Genomic DNA, 18,425 nt, shown 5'->3' with positions numbered 1-18,425 from the left:
GAACGTGAGGAGGCGTCAAGATCGGACAGACTCAGAGAGGCCGACGAATTCCTTTCACGGATCGAACGGGCGCTCCCTGTCGCGATGCTTGCATGGCTTGGCGCCGAACTATTGTCCGGCCGCTTCGTAACAGCTCAGACGTTCAACCCAGCTCGCGGCGGCTCCGATTTCAAAGCCCGCATCTCTTGGCCCCTTTCGGGTCCTCTTACGGGCAATCCTATGCCTTTGATCAGCGCATAGATCGCCGGGATCACGATAAGCGTCAGCAAGGTTGAGGAGACCATGCCGCCGATCATCGGGACAGCGATACGCTGCATCACCTCAGAGCCGGCGCCTGTGCTCCACAATATCGGCACGAGGCCCGCCATGATGGCGACGACCGTCATCATCTTGGGGCGCACCCGTTCAACGGCGCCGAGCATGATGGCTTCGCGAAGATCCGCCTTTGTGAACGCTTTACCTTGATTGGCGCGCGCGTCGGCGACTTCGTTCATCGCTGCGTCAAGATAAATCAGCATGACGACGCCGGTTTCCGCGGCGACGCCGGCGAGCGCGATGAAGCCCACGCCAACAGCGACGGACATGTTGAATTTCATGAGCCACATTAGCCAAACGCCGCCGACGAGGGCGAAAGGCAGGGACAGCATGACGATCAATGTCTCGGTAATTCGCCTGAAGTTCAGATAGAGTAGCAAGAATATGATTGCGAGCGTGACCGGAACGACAATGCGCATGCGTGTCTCGGCGCGCTGCAGATATTCGAACTGACCGCTCCAGACGGCATAGGAGCCCGCTGGAAAATCGATTGCGTCACTAACCGCTTTGCGGGCCTCGGCCACGAAACTGCCGATGTCACGGTCTCGGATATCGACGAAGATGTAGACGGCGAGCTGTCCATTCTCCGTGCGGATGGAGGTGGGGCCGCGGACCAGCTCAACCCTTGCGACCTCGCCAAGCGGGATGGTTCCGCCGCCGGGAAGCGAGATGAGGACATCGCTCGCGATCGCTCGAGGGCTTGAACGAAAGTCCCTGGGGTAGCGGATGTTGACGCCATAGCGCTCGCGTCCTTCGACCGTGGTGGTCACGACTTCGCCGCCGAGCGCCGTCGCAATTGTTCCCTGCACGTCGTCGATCATCAGTCCATAGCGCGCAAGCGCTCCTCGATCCGGCTCGATGTCGAGATAATACCCGCCCATCACGCGCTCGGCATAGGCGGACGAGGCGCCACGCACGCCCCTAATGACTTTTTCGGCCTGCCGCGCGAGCCCTTCGAGTTTCGAAAGATCATTGCCCATGATTTTGACGCCGACCGGGGTCTTGATGCCGGTTGCGAGCATATCGATCCTGTTGCGGATCGGCATGGTCCAAGCGTTGGAAACGCCTGGGAACTGCAATGCGGCGTCCATCTCCGCGACGAGGCTGTCGATCGTGACGCCTGGCCGCCATTCATCCTTCGGCTTGAGATTGATGATGGTCTCGAACATTTCGAGCGGCGCGGGGTCGGTCGCCGTCGATGCGCGGCCGGCCTTGCCGAAAACTGACCTTACTTCGGGAAAGGATTTAATGATCCGATCCTGCGTCTGCAGCAGTTGCGCAGCCTTGGTCACGGAAAGACCTGGAAGGGTCGTCGGCATATAAAGCAGCGCGCCTTCGTTGAGCGCCGGCATGAACTCCGAACCGAGCTGGCGCGCGGGAAGGATCGTGACGACAAGAACGCCGACAGCCAGAAGGATCGTTGGAATCTTCGCGTTCATGACTAGGCGGATGATCGGCCGGTAGACAGATATCAGCGCCCGGTTGATCGGGTTTCTTTCCTCCGAGACGATCTTGCCGCGCACGAAAACAACCATCAACGCCGGCACGAGCGTAACGGATAGCAGCGCCGCTGACGCCATGGCGAAAGTCTTTGTAAAGGCCAACGGGCTGAACAGCCGGCCCTCCTGAGACTCCAGCGTGAAGATCGGCAGGAACGAGACCGTTATAATCAGCAGACTGAAGAACAACGCCGGACCGACTTCAGTCGCTGCGTCGATCAGAATGTCGAGGCGCGGCGTATGGGGCGCGGCCCGCTCCAGCCGCTTGTGGGCGTTCTCGATCATCACGATCGCGGCGTCGACCATCGCGCCGATGGCGATGGCGATGCCCCCCAGGCTCATGATGTTGGACCCGAGCCCGAGCGCCTTCATCGCCGCGAAGGCCATGAGCACGCCGACCGGCAGCATGATGATCGCGATCAGCGCGCTGCGGAAATGCAAAAGGAAGACAACGCAAACGAGCGCGACGATGACGCTTTCCTCGACAAGCGTGCCGCGAAGGGTTTCGATCGCGGCGTGGATAAGTTCGGAACGGTCGTAGACCGGGACAATCTCAACGCCCTTGGGAAGACTTGGCGCGATCTGCGCCAGCGCCGCCTTAACATTGTCGATGACGGTCAGGGCGTTGGCGCCATAACGCTGCACGGCGATTCCGCTCGCGACCTCGCCTTCGCCATTGAGCTCGGTGATTCCGCGCCGCTCATCGGGCCCAAGCTCAACGCGCGCGACATCTTTGAGAAGGAGCGGCGTTCCCTCGCCGGCGCGCAAAACGATGTTTTCGATATCGGCGAGGCTTTTCAGATAGCCCCGTCCCCGAACGATAAATTCGAATTCTGAAAGCTCTACCGTTCGGCCGCCGACATCCGCGTTGCTGGCGCGAACGGCTTGACGAATCTTCGAAAGGGGAATGTTGAGGGCGCGCAGCCGGTTTGGATCAACGACGATGTTATACTGTCGCACGTAGCCGCCAACGCTCGCCACTTCGGCGACCCCTTCGGCCTTTGCGAGCCCGTAACGCAGCGTCCAGTCCTGCAGCGAGCGCAATTCAGCAAGCGTCATTTGCTTTGCGACGAGCGCATATTGATAGACCCAGCCGACGCCCGTCGCGTCAGGACCGAGAACCGGCGAGGCGCCGGCCGGCAAACGTTTTGTCACGGCGCTCAGATATTCGAGCACGCGCGAACGCGCCCAATAGACGTCCACCCCGTCTTCGAAAATCACGTAGACAAAGGAGACGCCGAAAAAGGAGAAGCCGCGCACCACCTTCGACCGCGGAACCGTCAACATGGCGCTCGCCAATGGATAGGTGACTTGGTCCTCCACGACTTGCGGCGCCTGTCCCGGATATTCGGTAAAGACGATCGCCTGCACGTCCGAAAGATCCGGGATGGCGTCTAGAGGCAGAGTTCGCAGCGAATAGAGGCCGGCGGCGATCGCAAAGAAGGTCCCAACCGACACCAGCACGAGATTGCGGGCCGACCAGGAGATAAGCCGGCCGATCATTTGCCCGCCTCGCCATGATCGAGCGCCTCTAGCGCCGCTTTCAGATTGCTCTCCGCATCAATCAGGAAGTTGGCGGAAGTAACGACGCGGTCTCCTTCGGCGACGCCGCTTTCGATTTCCGCATAGCCGTCTCCGTGACGGCCGATCTTGACTTGTCGCGGCTCGAAGCGGCCTTCGCCTTTGTCGAGAAGCACGACCTGTCGCTTGCCTGCATCGATAATCGCGCTTTCCGGCGCGGCGAGGACCTTCCCCTTGCCGCCGGTTTCGATCTCTACGTCGGCGTACATATCGCCGAGCAGCAAGCCTTCCGCATTCGGTAGTTCGATGCGCACGCGCGCGGTGCGCGTTTCCATGTTCAGATGGGGATAGATAAGCGCGACGCGTCCCTTGATGGGCCGATCCGGATAGGACCTCGTGCGGATGATCACCGTCTGACCCGCGGCGACGGATTCCACGTCTCGTTCGGGAATATCCGCGAGCACCCACACGACGCTATGATCGACTATGCGAAACAGCATCTCTCCGGGCGCCGCGCGCATGCCGCTTAAGGCCTTGCGTTCGATGACGTGGCCATCCTGCGGCGCCGGCCATGTAATGACGCGGGGAACGCGGCGGCTCCGCGCAATAGCGGCGATCATGGCGTCGTCGAGTCCAAGATTGACGAGCCGCCGCCGTGCGCCTTCGATTCGCGCCGAGGAATGGGCGTTCAGCACCGCGACATATTCGGCCGCGGCGTTGGAGAGGTCGGGCCCGTAGATGCGCATGAGCGGCTGGCCCTTGCGCACATAATCGCCCTCCGCGAACTTCTCGACGGATTCGACGAATCCCTCGAAACGGAGAGACACGACCGACATGCGTCGCGGGTCAAAGTCCACGCGGCCAGACGCCCGAACAGGAACGGCGATCATCCGCCGCTGGACAGGCTCCGAACGTACGCCCGTCTTTTGCAACTTGGTGGCGCTGATGACGACCGTGGAGGCATCCTGCGTCTCGTCTTCATAGACGGGCACATAGTCCATTCCCATCGGGTCTTTCTTTGGAACAGGCGACGTGTCGGGGAGGCCCATCGGGTTGCGGTAATAACGGATGCGACGGCCGCGGCTTTCTTGATGGCCAGACGCAGGCGGCTTGTCTTCGAAGGACACGTCTTCGCTGGCGCGGACGGCGACATAGTCCTTTCCTGCAGCGTTCTTCTTCGGCTCGGCGGAATAGAAGAGCCCGTCCGGATCCCGGTAGTAGATCACCGGCCCAGTTCCCGCATGGATCTCGGTAGGCGCGCGCACCGGCTCTTTGGCGCGCCAAAACACGACGCCAGCGCCGACGAATGCCGCCACAGCGAGAGCCGCCCCGAAAAGAAGTTTCGCGCCCTTCATAGCGGACCTCCGGCGAGGCGTTCGAGGTCGGCGTATCTGCTCTGCTCCTCGATTTTCAAGCCGAGGAGCTCCAGCTCGATGGCGCGCAAGCGACGCTCAGATTCGAGGAGCGCGGCCAAGCTCGTCGTGCCCGCGTCGAATCCGCTGCGCGCCGTTTCGATCGACAGTTTCGCCGGCGGGAGCTGTCGCTGTTCGAATATCCTGATCGCCTTGCGGACGGCCTCGAGCCGGAACCATGCCTCAGCGACTTCGCCGTCGAGGCGGATGCGGAGCGCCTCGTTGCGCGCTTGCGCGGCCCCAACACTGGCGCTCGCCGCCCGCTGTTCGGCGTCCTTCGCCTCATATTGCAGCGGCACAGTAAAGCCGAGCATAAACATGCCGCTGTTTTCGCCGGTCTGGCGTTGCACGAAGTTCGCGCCAGCGGTGATGTCCGGATAGTAATTCAGATCGGTGAGCTTCTTGGCCGTCGTTGCGGATCGCACTTGAGCATGCGTGGCGGCGAGCTGCGGGTTGGACGCGCGTGCGAGATCCTGAACTCCCGCAAGCGACAGTTTTGTTTTGAGAGAGGGAAAACCCTTGGGCGCGCCAAGCGGCGAGCGCGCGTCGCGCCCGATCAAAGCGTTCAATCTGGCGGCCGCAGATTTCGCCTCCCCTTCGCGGCGCGCGACATCTGCGGCGGCGTTGGCGGCTTCGAGCTCTGCCTTGATGACATCCTCCTGCTCGACTGAGCTTGCGCCATAGCGCAGGCGCAACAGCTCAAGCAGTTGGTCGACCCGTTGCTTCAACGACTTCGACAACGCCACTGCGCGCTGCGCGGCGTTGTATTGAGCGAAAGCGGTCTTGACGCGTGCGACGAGGTCAATCTCAATTGCATGACTGCGATGCCAGGCGGCGTCGGCGTCCGCTTCTGCGACGCCCCTCTCCAGATCAGTCTTCCCCCAAAGCCTGAACGTCTGCTGGGCGCCGATCCACCGCTGACCGACTCCACGACTGTTCACGTCCCAAGCTTGTAACGTGACCACGGGATCTGGCTGGACGCCTGCAGCGCCGACGCGCTGGGAGGCGGAATCCGCATCGAGAACCGCGGCCGCCACCTCGGGGCTGAGTTTTTTTGCCAACGCAACGACGCTCTCAGCCGTTACGCCGGGAAGGTCACGATCGGTCGCCGAAGCGGACGCAATCGATAGGTTCAAGAGCAGGGCTGCAACTAGAGGCAAACGGAGACGTTGCATCATCGCGTAACCCGAAAGACAAGACGGTTCTGAAGCGTTCCGATCTCTCCTTGAAGCTTCGCCGCAAGGGAGATGCGCCAACGTCCCTCGTCGGTTAGGTCGACCTTAAATCGATAGAGACCAGGCTGCGAGGCTCTTGTCGACTCAATGGCGCCTGTCATCGCTTCCATGTCGTCCGGCGCCATGTCGAGCCTCATGGCAAAGATTACGGCGCCGGACACGAGTTTCCCGTCCGGCTTGTGAATCAACCGCACGTCAATGACCCCTCGTCCCCTCTTGAGCGCCGACTGGACCAGCTCAAAAGTATAATCGTCGATGGCCGCGCGGGCTTGTCCTGCGCCAAATATCAGGAGCGCCAGCAGCGCGCCCCTGGCAAGCTGCATGTGTTTCTTTGGCATTAGCGTCATCTCTCGCTTCCATTCGGAAGCTGGTGCTGAGGAAATGCTGTCGCGCGACTATTCCGCGCAAATTCGCGCGCGGACGGGCGGAGGCCGATTTGAACAGCGCAAAGCAAGGGGGCCGGCGACATGGCCGTCGACGCGCCAAGGCGCGCTGAAAAAATTGGCGCTAGCCAGCTTTAAGAGATTGGCGGACGAAGGCCCGGCGGGCTCAAGACGCCTCGATGCGTCGCATCGTCGGAAAGCTGCGTCCGCAGCCCTACCTCCGCCATGCGCGCCAGCGTGAAGGTTGCGTGAGGCGCGAGCTGAATCGCCCCGCAGATGAGAGAATCGCAGTGTCGCAGCGCCGCCGTGTGGTCGACCGGATGGTCCGGACAATCCTCCGCCGCCGACATTCCCACACATGAATTCGCGACTGGCGCAGCAAAACTGGCCGCCGCGCCCGAGAGTGCGGCGACGACAACCATCGCGGAGACGATTAGGCGCAGCCAGTTCTGCTTCATTGTCGTCCTCTGCGCGATTGATATCACGGACTCCTCGGCCCGCAAAACTGTGGCGGACGCCAGTTCCGCTTGACGCGGCGACGAGCGTGTACGGCAAGGCGCTCTTGTGGCCCATGATGCGGACTTCCCGTTCGTCCACCTCAAGACCGCGGCGGTAACCGCCTTTTGGCGTCGCGCTTGCGCTTGGGCCGGCCGGCCGAAGGTGAGAAGCGCCTACGACGTGAAGGTCGGTCCGTCCGTCGGGACCTTCGCACGCCGCCTGTATCAGTGCGCGATTGAGCGCCGAAGCCGTCAACTCGGGAGTTGCCAGCGTCGCATCCCTTCAATCCTGAATGTTGCGCCGCCGCCAGGCGTGCATTGAGCGCCCATCGAGCGTTCTGTACTTCGGTTGGCGATTCGGGCTCCTCGAACGCTGCTAATACACTCGCACGTGAATCTACGGCATCATGAGGCAGGGCCCCGCCGGCCCAACGGATAGCTGCGGTCGTCATCCCGGAACGGCTGCAGAAGCATGCGGTCGAGGCGCAGTTCGCTCGGGTCGCGGAACTGCTCGATGCCGATTATCATGCCCTCGTGACCGGCCGCCGGCTGGGCGCGATAGGTCCCGAGCAGCCGATCCCACCAGGGCAGGTTGAAGCCGAAATTGCTGTTGGTTTCATGTGGCGCCTCCGAGTGATGAACGCGATGCATGTCGGGCGTGACGAGAATCCAGCGCAGCGCTTTGTCGAACCTCTTCGGAAGGCGGACGTTGCCGTGATTGAACATCGAGGTCGCGTTGAGGAGCACTTCGAAAAGCAGCACGGCGACCGCCGGCGTCCCGAGCGCGGCGACGACGCCGATCTTGATCACCATCGAGAGCAGGATTTCGACCGGATGGAACCGCGCGCCGGTGGTCACATCGAATTCCAGGTCGGAGTGATGCATGCGGTGTAACCGCCACAGCACCGGCACGGCATGGAACAGTACGTGCTGCAGGTAAATGGCGAGGTCCAGGAGAATGATCGCGGCGGTGAGCGCGAGCCAAGCTGGCGCTCCTAACGCCCGGAACAGCCCCCAGCCGCGGTCGTCGGCAACCAGAGCCACGCCGACAGCGGCAACCGGAAAGGTGAAGCGAACGAGCAAGGTGTCGATCACGACGATGCCGAGGTTGCTGGGCCAGCGCTGGAGGCGGCCAACGGCTTGGCGTCGCCGCGGCGCCAGCAGTTCCCAAAGCGCCATCGCGGCGAGGACGCTGGCGAAAACCCCCAGGCGGATCGGGGGTTCGTAGGCAAGGAGGAACTCGACGAAGGTCATGTCTGGCACAAGGAGGCCTTGAGGCGTGTCGATTGACAGTTCAATCCGAGACCAGAAATGCTCGGCGCCACTCACGGCATTTCATTTGAGACTTGGGTCTCGATCGAACTGAAACCAAGAGGAGCGTCGAGAAGATCATGTCAACATCCTCCTCACCGCGTAAGGGCGCCTGACCCAGCGCTTGACGAAGTACAATTTCGGCGACGCTTTGTCAGCCAATTTCGGGATCCCGCACGTGTAGAGGGCGGATGAGAGGGACCGTTAAATTGATTGGGCGTTACGTTACTCTGAGGAGCGGCGGTGACGGCTTGAACAGCCAATCCGAGTGCGAATTAAAGGTCGGCGGCTGATAGGACGATGTCGTCGATAGAGGTGACGACCCTCAAGTTTTCGAAATCTCTTCAGAAAAGAATTTCAGTCAGCGCCGTAACCAAGAACCGGCCTATTTCGAAGAATGTTTTAGACCTTCCTATTGGCGTATCTTCGTAGCGGATTCGCAGTCGCGTCCTGATCCTGCTTGACGATCAGAGCACTCACGTCCGTAGGCGGAATTGTGGGGCGCGCCGACGAGCGAATACGGTACAGCGCGAGAAGGGTTTCATGCCGCCAAGGATGGAGCCAATAAGGAAGGACGACCTGAAAAAGGCAGTTCAAATCGCGTTGCTCGCATTCCTGCTCTTCATTGGCGTCGCAGGCGGTAGCGCAAAAATCGTCAATTCACTCAGGTCCGGCGCCAGCGACCCCTGCCTTGGCTACGCAATTTGCCAGTGAGCCGAGCCTGACGGAATCGCTTGGAACTGCATGGGAGCAAGCAAAGGCCCACAACTGGCCGAAAGAACATTAAGCCACTCACCCACCATGAACTCCTTGGCTCACACAACGACGATGTTCCGACGCGCAATTTCGCAATTCTGGCGCTCGTTAGCGGCGGCTCCGCTTGGCGAGCCGGCGCCGGCTCATATTCCGTCACGGTTGAGAGGAGTGATTGCGCAGGAACATAAACAGGGAGAACTGCTTATCGCTTGGGCGCAAGGCGCATTGCTGCTGATTTGGAGCGCGCTCTATGCGCTCGCGCCAAGAGCTTTACCCTCGCAAGCATTCGAGTCCGTTCCGTGGACGCTGGCGGCCTATGGCGCGTTCATCATCGTCAGGCTCATCCTGATTTATCAAAACCGACTGGCGGATTGGCATGTCGCGCTTTCGATCATCGTCGATATAGGCGTGTTGATGTTGCTGATTTGGAGCTTTCATCTTCAATATGGTCAGCCGCCAGCTTTTTACTTGAAGGCGCCAACGCTGCTTTATGTCTTTATCTTTATAGCTTTGCGCACATTGAGTTTCGAGGCGCGATGGGTGTTGCTCGCAGGAGCGGTCAGCGCCGCCGGCTGGGGCGGTCTCTTACTCTACGCCATCGTGGCGCAATCGGATAATCCTCCGGTCACTCACGACTATGTCCATTACATGAATTCGTCGAGCATTCTGCTCGGCGCGGAATTTGACAAGATTGTCTCGATTCTCATGGTTACGGCGGTGCTGGCGTTAGCGTTGCGGAGAACGCGGCAACTTGTTCTGCGTTGCGTCGTCGATCATGCTGCTGCCAACGAGTTGTCTCGCTTCGTCGCAAGAGGCCTGGCGCAGAGAATCGCGCGCGCCGAGGCGCCGATCGAGGCCGGTCAGGCGGAGCTGAGATCGGCTGCCGCCCTCGTTATCGACTTGCGCGATTTCACAAGGACTTCTCGCCGCCTGACGCCTCGAGAGGTAATGCAGCTGCTCGGCGAATATCAAAGACGCGTTATACCGCTCGTTCAGCGTAGCGGAGGATTCATCGACAAATTCCTCGGCGACGGCATCCTCGCGAGTTTTGGCGCTGTGATCGTAAACGAAACTTATGCCGCTGACGCGCTCCGCGCTGTCGATGCAATCGCGTCGGAGCTTGAGGCGTGGCGCGCTACGCGCATCGAGGCCGGCTTAGTGGCGCCCTCGTTTGGCTTGGCGGTCTCAACGGGCGATGTTTTGTTTGGCGCGGTTGGCGACAGCACAAGGCTCGAGTACACGATTATCGGCGACGCCGTCAATTTCGGCGCCCGGCTCGAAAAGCACTCCAAGATTGAGCGGGTGACGGCCATAACCGATTCGGCGACGTTTGAACTTGCTCGGTCCCAAGGTTACGCATCAACCGAAAGGTGGGGTTATCGTCTTGGGCGCGAAATTGCGGGCGTCGACTATCCAGTGGATCTCGCGGTTCTAATAGAGGCGGGGCGTTCCTCCAATGGACCTCGGTTACCGGCGGCGGAGACCGTATAGAAACTCCCAACCGGAAAGACGCGCGAGCGACGCGGCGTCGTCGACGTCCTCGTGCATATTGAGCATCGCGACCGAAGCGCCGGCTAAATTCGCCAGACTGTCGGATAACGCATGTTCCGTGGACCACCGCACGTCGCGGAAGGGATCAACGAAGTGGGGTCGGCGGCGAAAGCCAACGGCCCAATAGCCACCGTCCGCCGCAGGACCAAAAACCGCGTCGTGATTGCCCAACACCCGAAAAGCGCGCGCCACTTCGGCAATCGTGACCCGCGGCACATCGGAGCCCATGATGAGTACGGGTCCCGCCGGCAACGCCTTTGCGACCCGCGCCATGCGCTCGCCGAGGTCGCCTTTGCCCTGCGGCAAAACGTCGAAGCGAGGCGGCCACGGTCCAGAACGATCGGGCGTCACCGCGAGCCACGTTGTCCAGCGCGGATCGGCGCCGAAACGTCGAAGTGTTTGCGTCAGCATAACGCGCTGAAACCTCAGCGCCTGCATAGGCCCTATGCCTGCCTCGAGGCGCCGCTTGCCGGCGCCGTATCGGGGCGCGCGCGTAAAAATGACAAGATGCGCGCGAAGACCCATCGTCAGCCGTAGACACGTTTGATCAACCGAGGCGGAACACGCGCAAAATAGAGCAAAAGGCAGAGAAGATTGCGAGCGCTACGCCGCAGCCATCCCTCTCGGCGCCACCGCGCGGCGGAGGTGCGCGCCGTTACGGGAAGCGCTACGACGCGGCGCCGACCGATCCGGCGCGCGAGGTCGACATCCTCCATCAGCTCCAGCGGCCTATAGCCGCCGACAGCGCGATAAAGGTCGCGATGAATAAGCAGGCCCTGATCGCCATAGGGCAAGCCCAGTCTCCTAACGCGCCAGGCGACCATTCGCTCCAGACGTCGCGCTTGCCGTGATGGATCATCCAGAGCGAAGCGGAAGGTCGCCGCCTTCGTCCGATTTGCCGGGTCCTTGCAAAAATGGGTCACGGCCTTCCGCCAGCCTTCCTCCAGCAAAGTATCGGCGTGAAGAAACAAGAGCCAGTCGCCCCCTGCTTGCTCGGCGCCGGCGCTTAACTGCGGGCCGCGTCCTCTCGGCGCGACAATGACCCGCGCGCCCCAGTCGTGCGCCATCTTGGCGCTAGCATCGGTCGAGCCGCCGTCGACGACGAGAACTTCGCCGTCGACGCCAGCCAGCGCCGCCAGCGCTCCTGGCAGCGTTTGCGAAGCGTTCAAGATCGGAATGACAATCGATAGGCTCATGCTGACCGCCTATTGAGGCCTTCGTCGCGACCCGGGAAAGGTTACTTCCGTGCCGAAGATTAGAAAACATCCTCGAGGAAGGCAGTTGGCCGACTATATAGCTGCGGCGCGACATATCCGCCGCAGCGGTGAAACCTTTTGTAGCGCAGATTCGAATTGCTTAACTGAACATCAAGGAACCGTCGTATGAGAGTCCCTTCGGTCAGTGTCTTGAATGGGGAAGGCGTTCGCGCAGACCTTTCCCGGGCTGCCGCCCAATTCACTGATCCAGACCTCACGGCCAAGGGTGAGCGCCGCGCGACGGTTCCCTTTCACCGTCTTGAAACCTTGTGGTTCAACACAGGGACGCTTTGCAATCTCGCCTGCGAGGGGTGCTATATCGAATCCTCGCCGCGCAACGACCGCCTTTCCTATCTGACGCGCGCTGAGGCGGCGGCCTTCCTGATGGAAGCGACGGGGCTCTCTGATGGACCGTTAGAAATCGGATTCACCGGCGGCGAGCCCTTCATGAACCCCGATGCGCTGGGAATGCTTGAAGATTGCCTCAACGCTGGCCATCGGGTTGTTGTCCTCACGAATGGGATGAAACCGATGCAGCGCGCGAAGGCGAAGCTGCTCGATCTCAGCGCGAGATTCCCTGGCAGATTGACGATACGCGTATCGCTCGACCATTACGAAACGGCTGGCCATGAAAAAATTCGCGGACCCAACAGCTGGAAACCTGCGATCGACGGGCTTCGCTGGCTGGCTTGGAATAATTTTGATCTGACCATCGCTTCGCGTCTCGTATGGGACGAGACCGAGGCCGAGACGCGAGGCGGATTTCGCGCGCTGTTCGACAGGCTGGGGTTGGGCGTCGACGCAGACGATGCCGCTCGATTGGTCCTCTTCCCGGAAATGGACGCGCGCGAAGATGTGCCTGAGATCAGCGAAGGCTGCTGGAGCATATTGGGCCGCTCCCCCATGGACATGATGTGCGCGACTTCGCGGATGGTGATCAAGCGCAAGGGAGCCGAGCGGCCTGTTGTTGTGTCCTGCACGCTTTTGCCGGACGCGCTTGGTTTCGAGTTGGGGACGACGCTCGCGGAGTCATTTCGCCCGGTCAGTCTCAATCATGTCTTCTGCTCGCGTTTTTGCGTTCTTGGCGGCGCTTCATGCAGCGCGAAGGGAGACAATGGATCGTGAGCGAACAAATCACGTGCGACATTTGCATTATCGGCGCCGGCTCCGCCGGTCTCTCCGTCGCCGCGGGCGCGGCGCAGATGGGCGCCCAGACGATTCTTATCGAGGCAAACCGCATGGGCGGAGATTGCCTGAATACAGGCTGCGTGCCGTCGAAATCGCTTCTCGCGGCCGCCAAGGCCGCGAATGCGGTTTCGCGAGCGACGCGCTTCGGCGTTCATGGCGGCGAGCCCCGCGTCGATTTCGCGGCTGTCAACGCCTATGTGCATGACGTGATTGCATCGATCGCGCCGCACGACTCGGTTGAGCGCTTTGTTGGGTTAGGCTGTACGGTAATCCAGGCGCGCGCCGGGTTTATAGATGAACGAACGATCGAAGCCGGCGGCAAGATCATCCGCGCGCGGCGCTTCGTGCTCGCGACAGGAAGCCGCGCCGCGATCCCCGACATTCCGGGAATCGAAGACGTTCCTTATTTCACGAACGAGTCGATCTTCGAGAATTCGGTCCTACCGAACCATTTGCTCATCGTTGGCGCCGGGCCGATCGGCTGTGAAATGGCGCAGGCGCATCGGCGCCTCGGCGCGAAAGTCACCTTGCTCGATATTGGTCCCATCTTGCCCAAAGATGATCCGGACGCGGTCGCCGTCGTGCGCGAGACGCTCGCCGAAGAGGGCGTCGACATACTGGAAAACACAACAATCGCACGGGTAGAGAACGGAAATCACGGCGTCGCGCTCGTGATTGAGACGGAGGCTGGAGAGAAACGCCTCGATGGCTCGCATCTGCTTCTTGCTGCGGGCCGCAAGCCAAATATCGAAAATCTTGGCTTAGAGGCGGCCGGCGTGCGCTTCTCCGGAAAGGGCGTCGAGGTTGATGCGCGCCTGCGCACGACGAACAAACGCATTTTCGCCGCCGGAGATGTGATTGGCGGACTTCAATTCACGCATATGGCGAACTATCACGCCGGCATCATCATTCGTAATGCGCTTTTCCGGTTGCCAGCGAAAAGCAAGCCATCGCCCTTTCCATGGGTCACTTATACCGACCCCGAACTCGCTCAGGTCGGTCTCAACGAAGAACAGGCGCGGGACCACTATGGCGACGGCGCGCAAGTGCTGCGCGCCGAATTTCGAGACAACGACCGCGCGCGCGCCGAGGGGACGACTCGCGGTTTTCTCAAAGTCCTTACGACCAAGCGCGGGCGGGTGCTCGGCGCGACGATGGTCGGCCAGAAGGCCGGCGAATTGATCGCGCCCTGGACGTTAGCGATCTCTCAAGGCCTGAACATCGGCGCCATCGCCAATCTCATCGCACCCTATCCGACGCTAAGCGAAATCTCCAAGCGGGCCGCTGGGAGCTACTACACGCCCACGCTCTTTTCTCCGCGCACGCGCAAACTCGTGCGCTTTCTGGGACTTTTCGGATGAACCTTAAACGCGTCGCCCCTCTCCTTGTTCTGGTGGCGCTCGTCGCGGCCGCTTTTGCGTTCCGGCTCGATCGCTACCTGACGCTCGAAGCTCTGAAAGACCATCGCGCCCTACTTGTCGTCTTTGTCGAGTCTCACGCGTTCTTGGCGGCGATCGGCTTTGTTCTTACCTATGCCGCCGTTGTCGCGCTTTCCCTGCCAGGCGCGACAATCATGACGCTGGCCGGCGGCTTCCTCTTTGGCGTGCCGCTTGGCGCGACGCTGACCGTCATTGGCGCGACGGTGGGGGCGACGCTCCTGTTTGTTATCGCGCGTTCGGCGTTTGGCGATTTGCTGCGTCAACGCGCCGGGCCGTTTCTTGCCCGCATGGCCGAGGGCTTTCGCAAGGACGCCTTCAGCTATCTGCTCTTCCTGCGCCTTGTGCCGGCCTTCCCGTTCTGGGCCGTCAATCTGGCCCCGGCGCTCCTCGATATGCGCCTTGCTCCCTATGTTGCTGCGACCGCTCTCGGGATTATCCCGGGGACTACGGTCTACACAGCCTTTGGCGCAAGCCTGGGGCAAGTATTCGACGCCGGAGACGATGTGCGGCTGAAGGACGTATTCAGTCCGACCCTGATCGCCGCCCTTGTTGGGCTCGGTCTTTTGTCGCTCTTGCCGGTCGCCTTGCGCCGATTGCGCAAAGCGCCGTCTTGAACCTCATCTCTCTCACTGATGGGAATCCCCCAAATGTCCGTTGTGCCGGCGAAAGAGATAACCGACTATCCGTGGATCATTCGCCTTTTCTTCTGGAAGCAACGGCGAACCTATGGCCGCGTGCTCGATCCTGGCCTGCTGTGGGGTCGCTCACCTTGGGTTTTCGCGGCTGTCGCATTACTTTATGGCGCGCTGGATCGGCGGTCGTCCCCGCTCTCGCCTGCACTACGATCTCTGGTGACAGTGCGAGTCTCGCAAATCAATCATTGCGCGTTTTGCGTCGACATCAATTCGGCGACGCTAGCGAAGCGCGGCGTCCCAATGCAGAAAATTGAGGCGCTCCCCGCATGGCGGGAGAGCGCGCTCTTCACCGCGGACGAAAAGCTCGCTCTTGAATACGCCGAAGCAATGACGATCACTGAGCCGGGCGTAAGCGACGACTTGCGAGCGAGACTCAAGCAGCGATGGCCCGACGACACGATCGTCGAATTGACCGGTTTAATCGCGTTTCAAAACCTTTCATCAAAATTCAACGCGGCGCTCGATGTTCCGCCTCAAGGCTTTTGCGTCGTGCCGGCGCAATCGAGCGCGAACTTGCTTTCCTTATAGTCCACGCCGTCGCTCGACGCTCATGAGTCACTGCGCGCGCCATGATCGCGATTCGAACGACGGAGGCTCGCACGCGCCCAATTCCGTGACGGAATTGCTGAACACTGAATGTTCGCCGATCGCGCGCATCGCAATTGCGACGCTTCCACGGCGTTTGTAGCTTTCAGACAGTTCGTTCGAAGATTCCATTGTCGAATGCGGCCAACGCTTCGAAGCGCGAGATCTAAGCGCCCGTTTCGCCGCGCAAGACAGGAGGACGCTCATGAACGCCATCACGGCTGCTCTTTCGATCTACGCTGCGGCTGCTGTCGTCATCCTTGTCGTCACGCTCATCGCCGTCGGTTGAGCGCCATCGTAGCGCATGGTCGAGAGCTTTTGATCCATTCTTAACGAGAGCGGCAGCACGCGGCCCCGCGTTCCAATTGTGCAATTTCTTCTGAACAGGTGGAGCGGCGAGCGCTTCGCCGCGTAACGAGTCGCCGCAGCTGATGCGTCGTCGAAAAGCAATCCGCGTGAAGCGTCGTAGCGCGTCGGTTCATTGTCTTCCAAGACAGGCCTTGAACCGGCAATGACGAAAGCCCTGGCCTTGCATCGCTGATCGCCTTCGCATGAGACATCGCTTACGCTAGCGCTTCGTTTTGATTTTTCCGTTTGACGACATGCGTCGCGGTATTTGTAGGACATGTTCCATTTGCCGCCGTTCTCGCATCAATGAATTCGTCCACGTGTAACTTTCCTCTTCGACCTTGCGAACTGGGAAACATGGAAAGCGTTCGCCGCTAAAGTCACTTCGTGACCGGCGCGCAAATGCAGTCGATGCAATAAGGCCGCGAGCTCCAGATCAAAACCAGTGCGAAGGAACGGCAAGATGAAGCAGCCTCTCTACACCAATCTGCGCAACAACGGCGGAAACGCATTTTTTGCCGGCAATCGCGAGGAAACACGATTTCACACCGTCCGCGCGGGCGTGAATTATCACTTCAATCTGTTTGCGCCCCCACCACCGATCCTGGCAAGATTCTAGTCGAGCAAGCAATCAAGCAAGTGCGATCCCGGCGCTCGCCGCCGGGCCGACGATGTGATCTCCGCGAGACCCGCGCACATCGCGAGGAACGTCAACTCTTAAACGTATGCCCTGGAACGGCCGCCAGAGTCGACGGCGGAATTGCTGCCTAGAAGGAGCCGCGAATGCGAAGAATTGCCGAAGTGATTGACGTAGCTTTTTGGGGGGGTGTGCGCGTGGCGTCACTTCTCGCGCTTATATCTTACGCGGCCGCGGCGACAACCGAGCCCGCGGATCTCTTCCGCGAAGCTGCAAATGATCCTTCCGTGGTTGTCGATCACTCGGCGTGGGACCGTCTGTTGCAAACCTATGTGCATCCGGGCGATGACGGGCTGAACCGGGTGGACTATGGAAGCTTTCAAGCGAATGGCCACGCAGAGTTAAAGCAGTATCTCGAAAGCCTGCGCGCCGTCGACCCGCGAACGCTCGGCCGTTCGGAGCAGTTCGCCTTCCTCGCTAATCTTTATAATGCAAAGACGATCGACATCGTGCTGGATCACTATCCTGTCTCGTCGATCAAAAACGTCTCGCTCGGCGGCGGGCTCTTTGCGGCGTTCACCGGCGGCCCATGGAAGGCCAAAGTGCTGACACTGCAGGGCGTCGAATTCAGTCTCGACGACATCGAGCACGGCGTGCTGCGGCCACTGTTCAAGGATCCGCGAGCGCATTATTCCGTAAATTGCGCATCGGTCGGCTGTCCCAATCTACAGACCCACGCCTTCACCGGCGCCCGCCTCGACGCGCAACTCGACGCGGCGGCGAAAGCCTATGTCAACAACCCGCGAGGAACGAATTTCTCCGGCGGCCGGCTCGTGGTTTCGTCGATTTACGAATGGTTCAAGTCGGACTTCGGCGGCGATGATGTGGGCGTCCTCAGACATCTCCGCAAATATGCGACTCCGTCTCTCAGGTTAAAACTCGACTCTGTAAGATCGATCAGCAGTCATCATTACGATTGGACGCTCAACGATGTCCTGCGGTGAAGCGGGGCTCCGCTATTCCGGCAGGACGCGCGTCGGCACGCAAATTTTTCATGAGCGGCATGTCGCCGGTCGTCAGTCATGACTGGTTCATGGAATAACGGCTCGTTATAAGACGGGGAGCGATACGAAATTGACAAAAGCGAAGCTTGGCGCAGGAGCTATTTCGATATTCTGTGTGACGTGGACGGCCTTGTCCGTCGCGCGGGCGGAAAGTCTCCTGCTAGATCCTGCAAAGGCGCTGGCTAGCGCGAAGCGGATCGACTTCGTTGGCCGAAACGATTTCAGCGTCGAGGAGAGCGCGCAGGGCGCCATGTTGCGTAGCATCCCTCAAAAATCCGCATCCGGTCTCTATCAACCAGTTGAACGAGACGGCGCTGAGCTGACGCGCGTTCGGTGGCGATGGCGCGTCGACCAACTCCAGGCCACGGCAGATTTGCGAAAGCTCGCAACCGAAGATTTCGGCGCAATGATCATGTTCGTTTTCGGCAAGCCGTCGTTTCTTAATCGCGACGTTCCGACGTTGGGCTATGTTTGGACGGCGACGCCCCTGCACAACGGATCGATCATCCGCTCCCAGCGACACCAAAGCCTCGCCTATATCCAACTCCGCGGAAGCGCCGACATCGGTCTTATGCGCGCCGAAGAGCGTGACGTCGCCGGCGACTATAGAAATGTGTTCGGCAAGGAGCCAGGCGAGTTGAATTTCATCGCCGTGTTCAACGACAATGATCAGACGAATGAGCCCGCATCCGCCCTGTTCGGGCCGATAGTGGACGGACGCTAGTAGTCACTA

At 60.5% G+C, this 18,425-nt stretch carries 16 protein-coding genes; 8 read left to right on the top strand and 8 right to left on the bottom strand.

Annotation, left to right across the window (positions count from 1 at the left end):
- Positions 1-134: 134 nt before the first annotated feature.
- The 6 genes from HUN39_RS14870 to HUN39_RS14845 form a co-directional block, all read right to left on the bottom strand.
- Positions 135-3,317 carry an efflux RND transporter permease subunit gene (locus tag HUN39_RS14870; RefSeq protein WP_175095272.1) on the bottom strand — a complete coding sequence of 1,061 codons (3,183 nt, stop codon included), beginning with the start codon at positions 3,315-3,317 and terminating at the stop codon, positions 135-137.
- Entirely contained in the window at positions 3,314-4,690 is a 1,377-nt protein-coding gene (locus HUN39_RS14865) for an efflux RND transporter periplasmic adaptor subunit (RefSeq protein WP_175095271.1), read from the bottom strand. Before HUN39_RS14865 ends, HUN39_RS14870 begins: the two co-directional genes overlap by 4 nt.
- Complete coding sequence (locus HUN39_RS14860) at positions 4,687-5,883, bottom strand: TolC family protein (protein WP_232366121.1); 1,197 nt, start codon at positions 5,881-5,883, stop codon at positions 4,687-4,689. The genes HUN39_RS14865 and HUN39_RS14860 overlap by 4 nt, the downstream gene beginning before the upstream one ends.
- Before the next feature lie 38 nt (positions 5,884-5,921).
- Positions 5,922-6,329: a FixH family protein gene (locus HUN39_RS14855; RefSeq protein ID WP_232366120.1), complete on the bottom strand. Its 408-nt coding sequence runs from the start codon at positions 6,327-6,329 to the stop codon at positions 5,922-5,924.
- Positions 6,330-6,499: 170 nt separating this feature from the next.
- Entirely contained in the window at positions 6,500-6,823 is a 324-nt protein-coding gene (locus HUN39_RS14850) for a hypothetical protein (protein WP_175095269.1), read from the bottom strand.
- A gap of 444 nt (positions 6,824-7,267) precedes the next feature.
- On the bottom strand, positions 7,268-8,116 hold the full coding sequence (locus HUN39_RS14845) for a sterol desaturase family protein (protein ID WP_175095268.1): 849 nt from the start codon (positions 8,114-8,116) through the stop codon (positions 7,268-7,270).
- A 981-nt stretch (positions 8,117-9,097) separates the two neighbouring features.
- Between HUN39_RS14845 and HUN39_RS19610 the strand changes: the two genes are divergently transcribed.
- Positions 9,098-10,420: an adenylate/guanylate cyclase domain-containing protein gene (locus HUN39_RS19610; RefSeq protein ID WP_175095267.1), complete on the top strand. Its 1,323-nt coding sequence runs from the start codon at positions 9,098-9,100 to the stop codon at positions 10,418-10,420.
- Here HUN39_RS19610 and HUN39_RS14835 read toward each other — a convergent pair.
- Both HUN39_RS14835 and HUN39_RS14830 read right to left on the bottom strand, forming a co-directional pair.
- Positions 10,397-11,005, bottom strand: coding sequence for a TIGR04282 family arsenosugar biosynthesis glycosyltransferase (locus tag HUN39_RS14835; protein ID WP_175095266.1), 609 nt, complete (start codon positions 11,003-11,005; stop codon positions 10,397-10,399). The genes HUN39_RS19610 and HUN39_RS14835 overlap by 24 nt on opposite strands.
- A gap of 2 nt (positions 11,006-11,007) precedes the next feature.
- The gene (locus HUN39_RS14830) at positions 11,008-11,676 is read right to left on the bottom strand and encodes a TIGR04283 family arsenosugar biosynthesis glycosyltransferase (protein WP_175095265.1); all 669 of its coding nucleotides are present in this window, start codon (positions 11,674-11,676) and stop codon (positions 11,008-11,010) included.
- 186 nt (positions 11,677-11,862) lie between these two features.
- On the opposite strand from HUN39_RS14830, the gene HUN39_RS14825 reads away from it, so the two are divergent.
- From HUN39_RS14825 to HUN39_RS14795, 7 genes are all read left to right on the top strand, one after another.
- On the top strand, positions 11,863-12,861 hold the full coding sequence (locus tag HUN39_RS14825) for a radical SAM protein (protein WP_175095264.1): 999 nt from the start codon (positions 11,863-11,865) through the stop codon (positions 12,859-12,861).
- Positions 12,858-14,285: a dihydrolipoyl dehydrogenase family protein gene (locus HUN39_RS14820; protein WP_175095263.1), complete on the top strand. Its 1,428-nt coding sequence runs from the start codon at positions 12,858-12,860 to the stop codon at positions 14,283-14,285. The genes HUN39_RS14825 and HUN39_RS14820 overlap by 4 nt, the downstream gene beginning before the upstream one ends.
- Positions 14,282-14,977: a TVP38/TMEM64 family protein gene (locus tag HUN39_RS14815; protein ID WP_175095262.1), complete on the top strand. Its 696-nt coding sequence runs from the start codon at positions 14,282-14,284 to the stop codon at positions 14,975-14,977. Before HUN39_RS14820 ends, HUN39_RS14815 begins: the two co-directional genes overlap by 4 nt.
- A gap of 33 nt (positions 14,978-15,010) precedes the next feature.
- Complete coding sequence (locus HUN39_RS14810) at positions 15,011-15,586, top strand: carboxymuconolactone decarboxylase family protein (RefSeq protein WP_175095261.1); 576 nt, start codon at positions 15,011-15,013, stop codon at positions 15,584-15,586.
- Between the two features lie 868 nt (positions 15,587-16,454).
- The gene (locus tag HUN39_RS14805; RefSeq protein WP_175095260.1) at positions 16,455-16,610 is read left to right on the top strand and encodes a hypothetical protein; all 156 of its coding nucleotides are present in this window, start codon (positions 16,455-16,457) and stop codon (positions 16,608-16,610) included.
- A gap of 164 nt (positions 16,611-16,774) precedes the next feature.
- Positions 16,775-17,632 (top strand): DUF547 domain-containing protein, encoded by an 858-nt coding sequence (locus tag HUN39_RS14800; protein ID WP_175095259.1) that lies wholly within the window; start codon positions 16,775-16,777, stop codon positions 17,630-17,632.
- A gap of 175 nt (positions 17,633-17,807) precedes the next feature.
- The gene (locus tag HUN39_RS14795; protein ID WP_332310769.1) at positions 17,808-18,416 is read left to right on the top strand and encodes a DUF3047 domain-containing protein; all 609 of its coding nucleotides are present in this window, start codon (positions 17,808-17,810) and stop codon (positions 18,414-18,416) included.
- The last annotated feature ends 9 nt before the right edge of the window (positions 18,417-18,425 follow it).

Origin of the sequence: Methylocystis silviterrae (assembly GCF_013350005.1) — a bacterium.
Taxonomy (GTDB): Bacteria; Pseudomonadota; Alphaproteobacteria; order Rhizobiales; family Beijerinckiaceae; genus Methylocystis; species Methylocystis silviterrae.
This window is presented reverse-complemented; position numbering and strand designations above follow the sequence as displayed.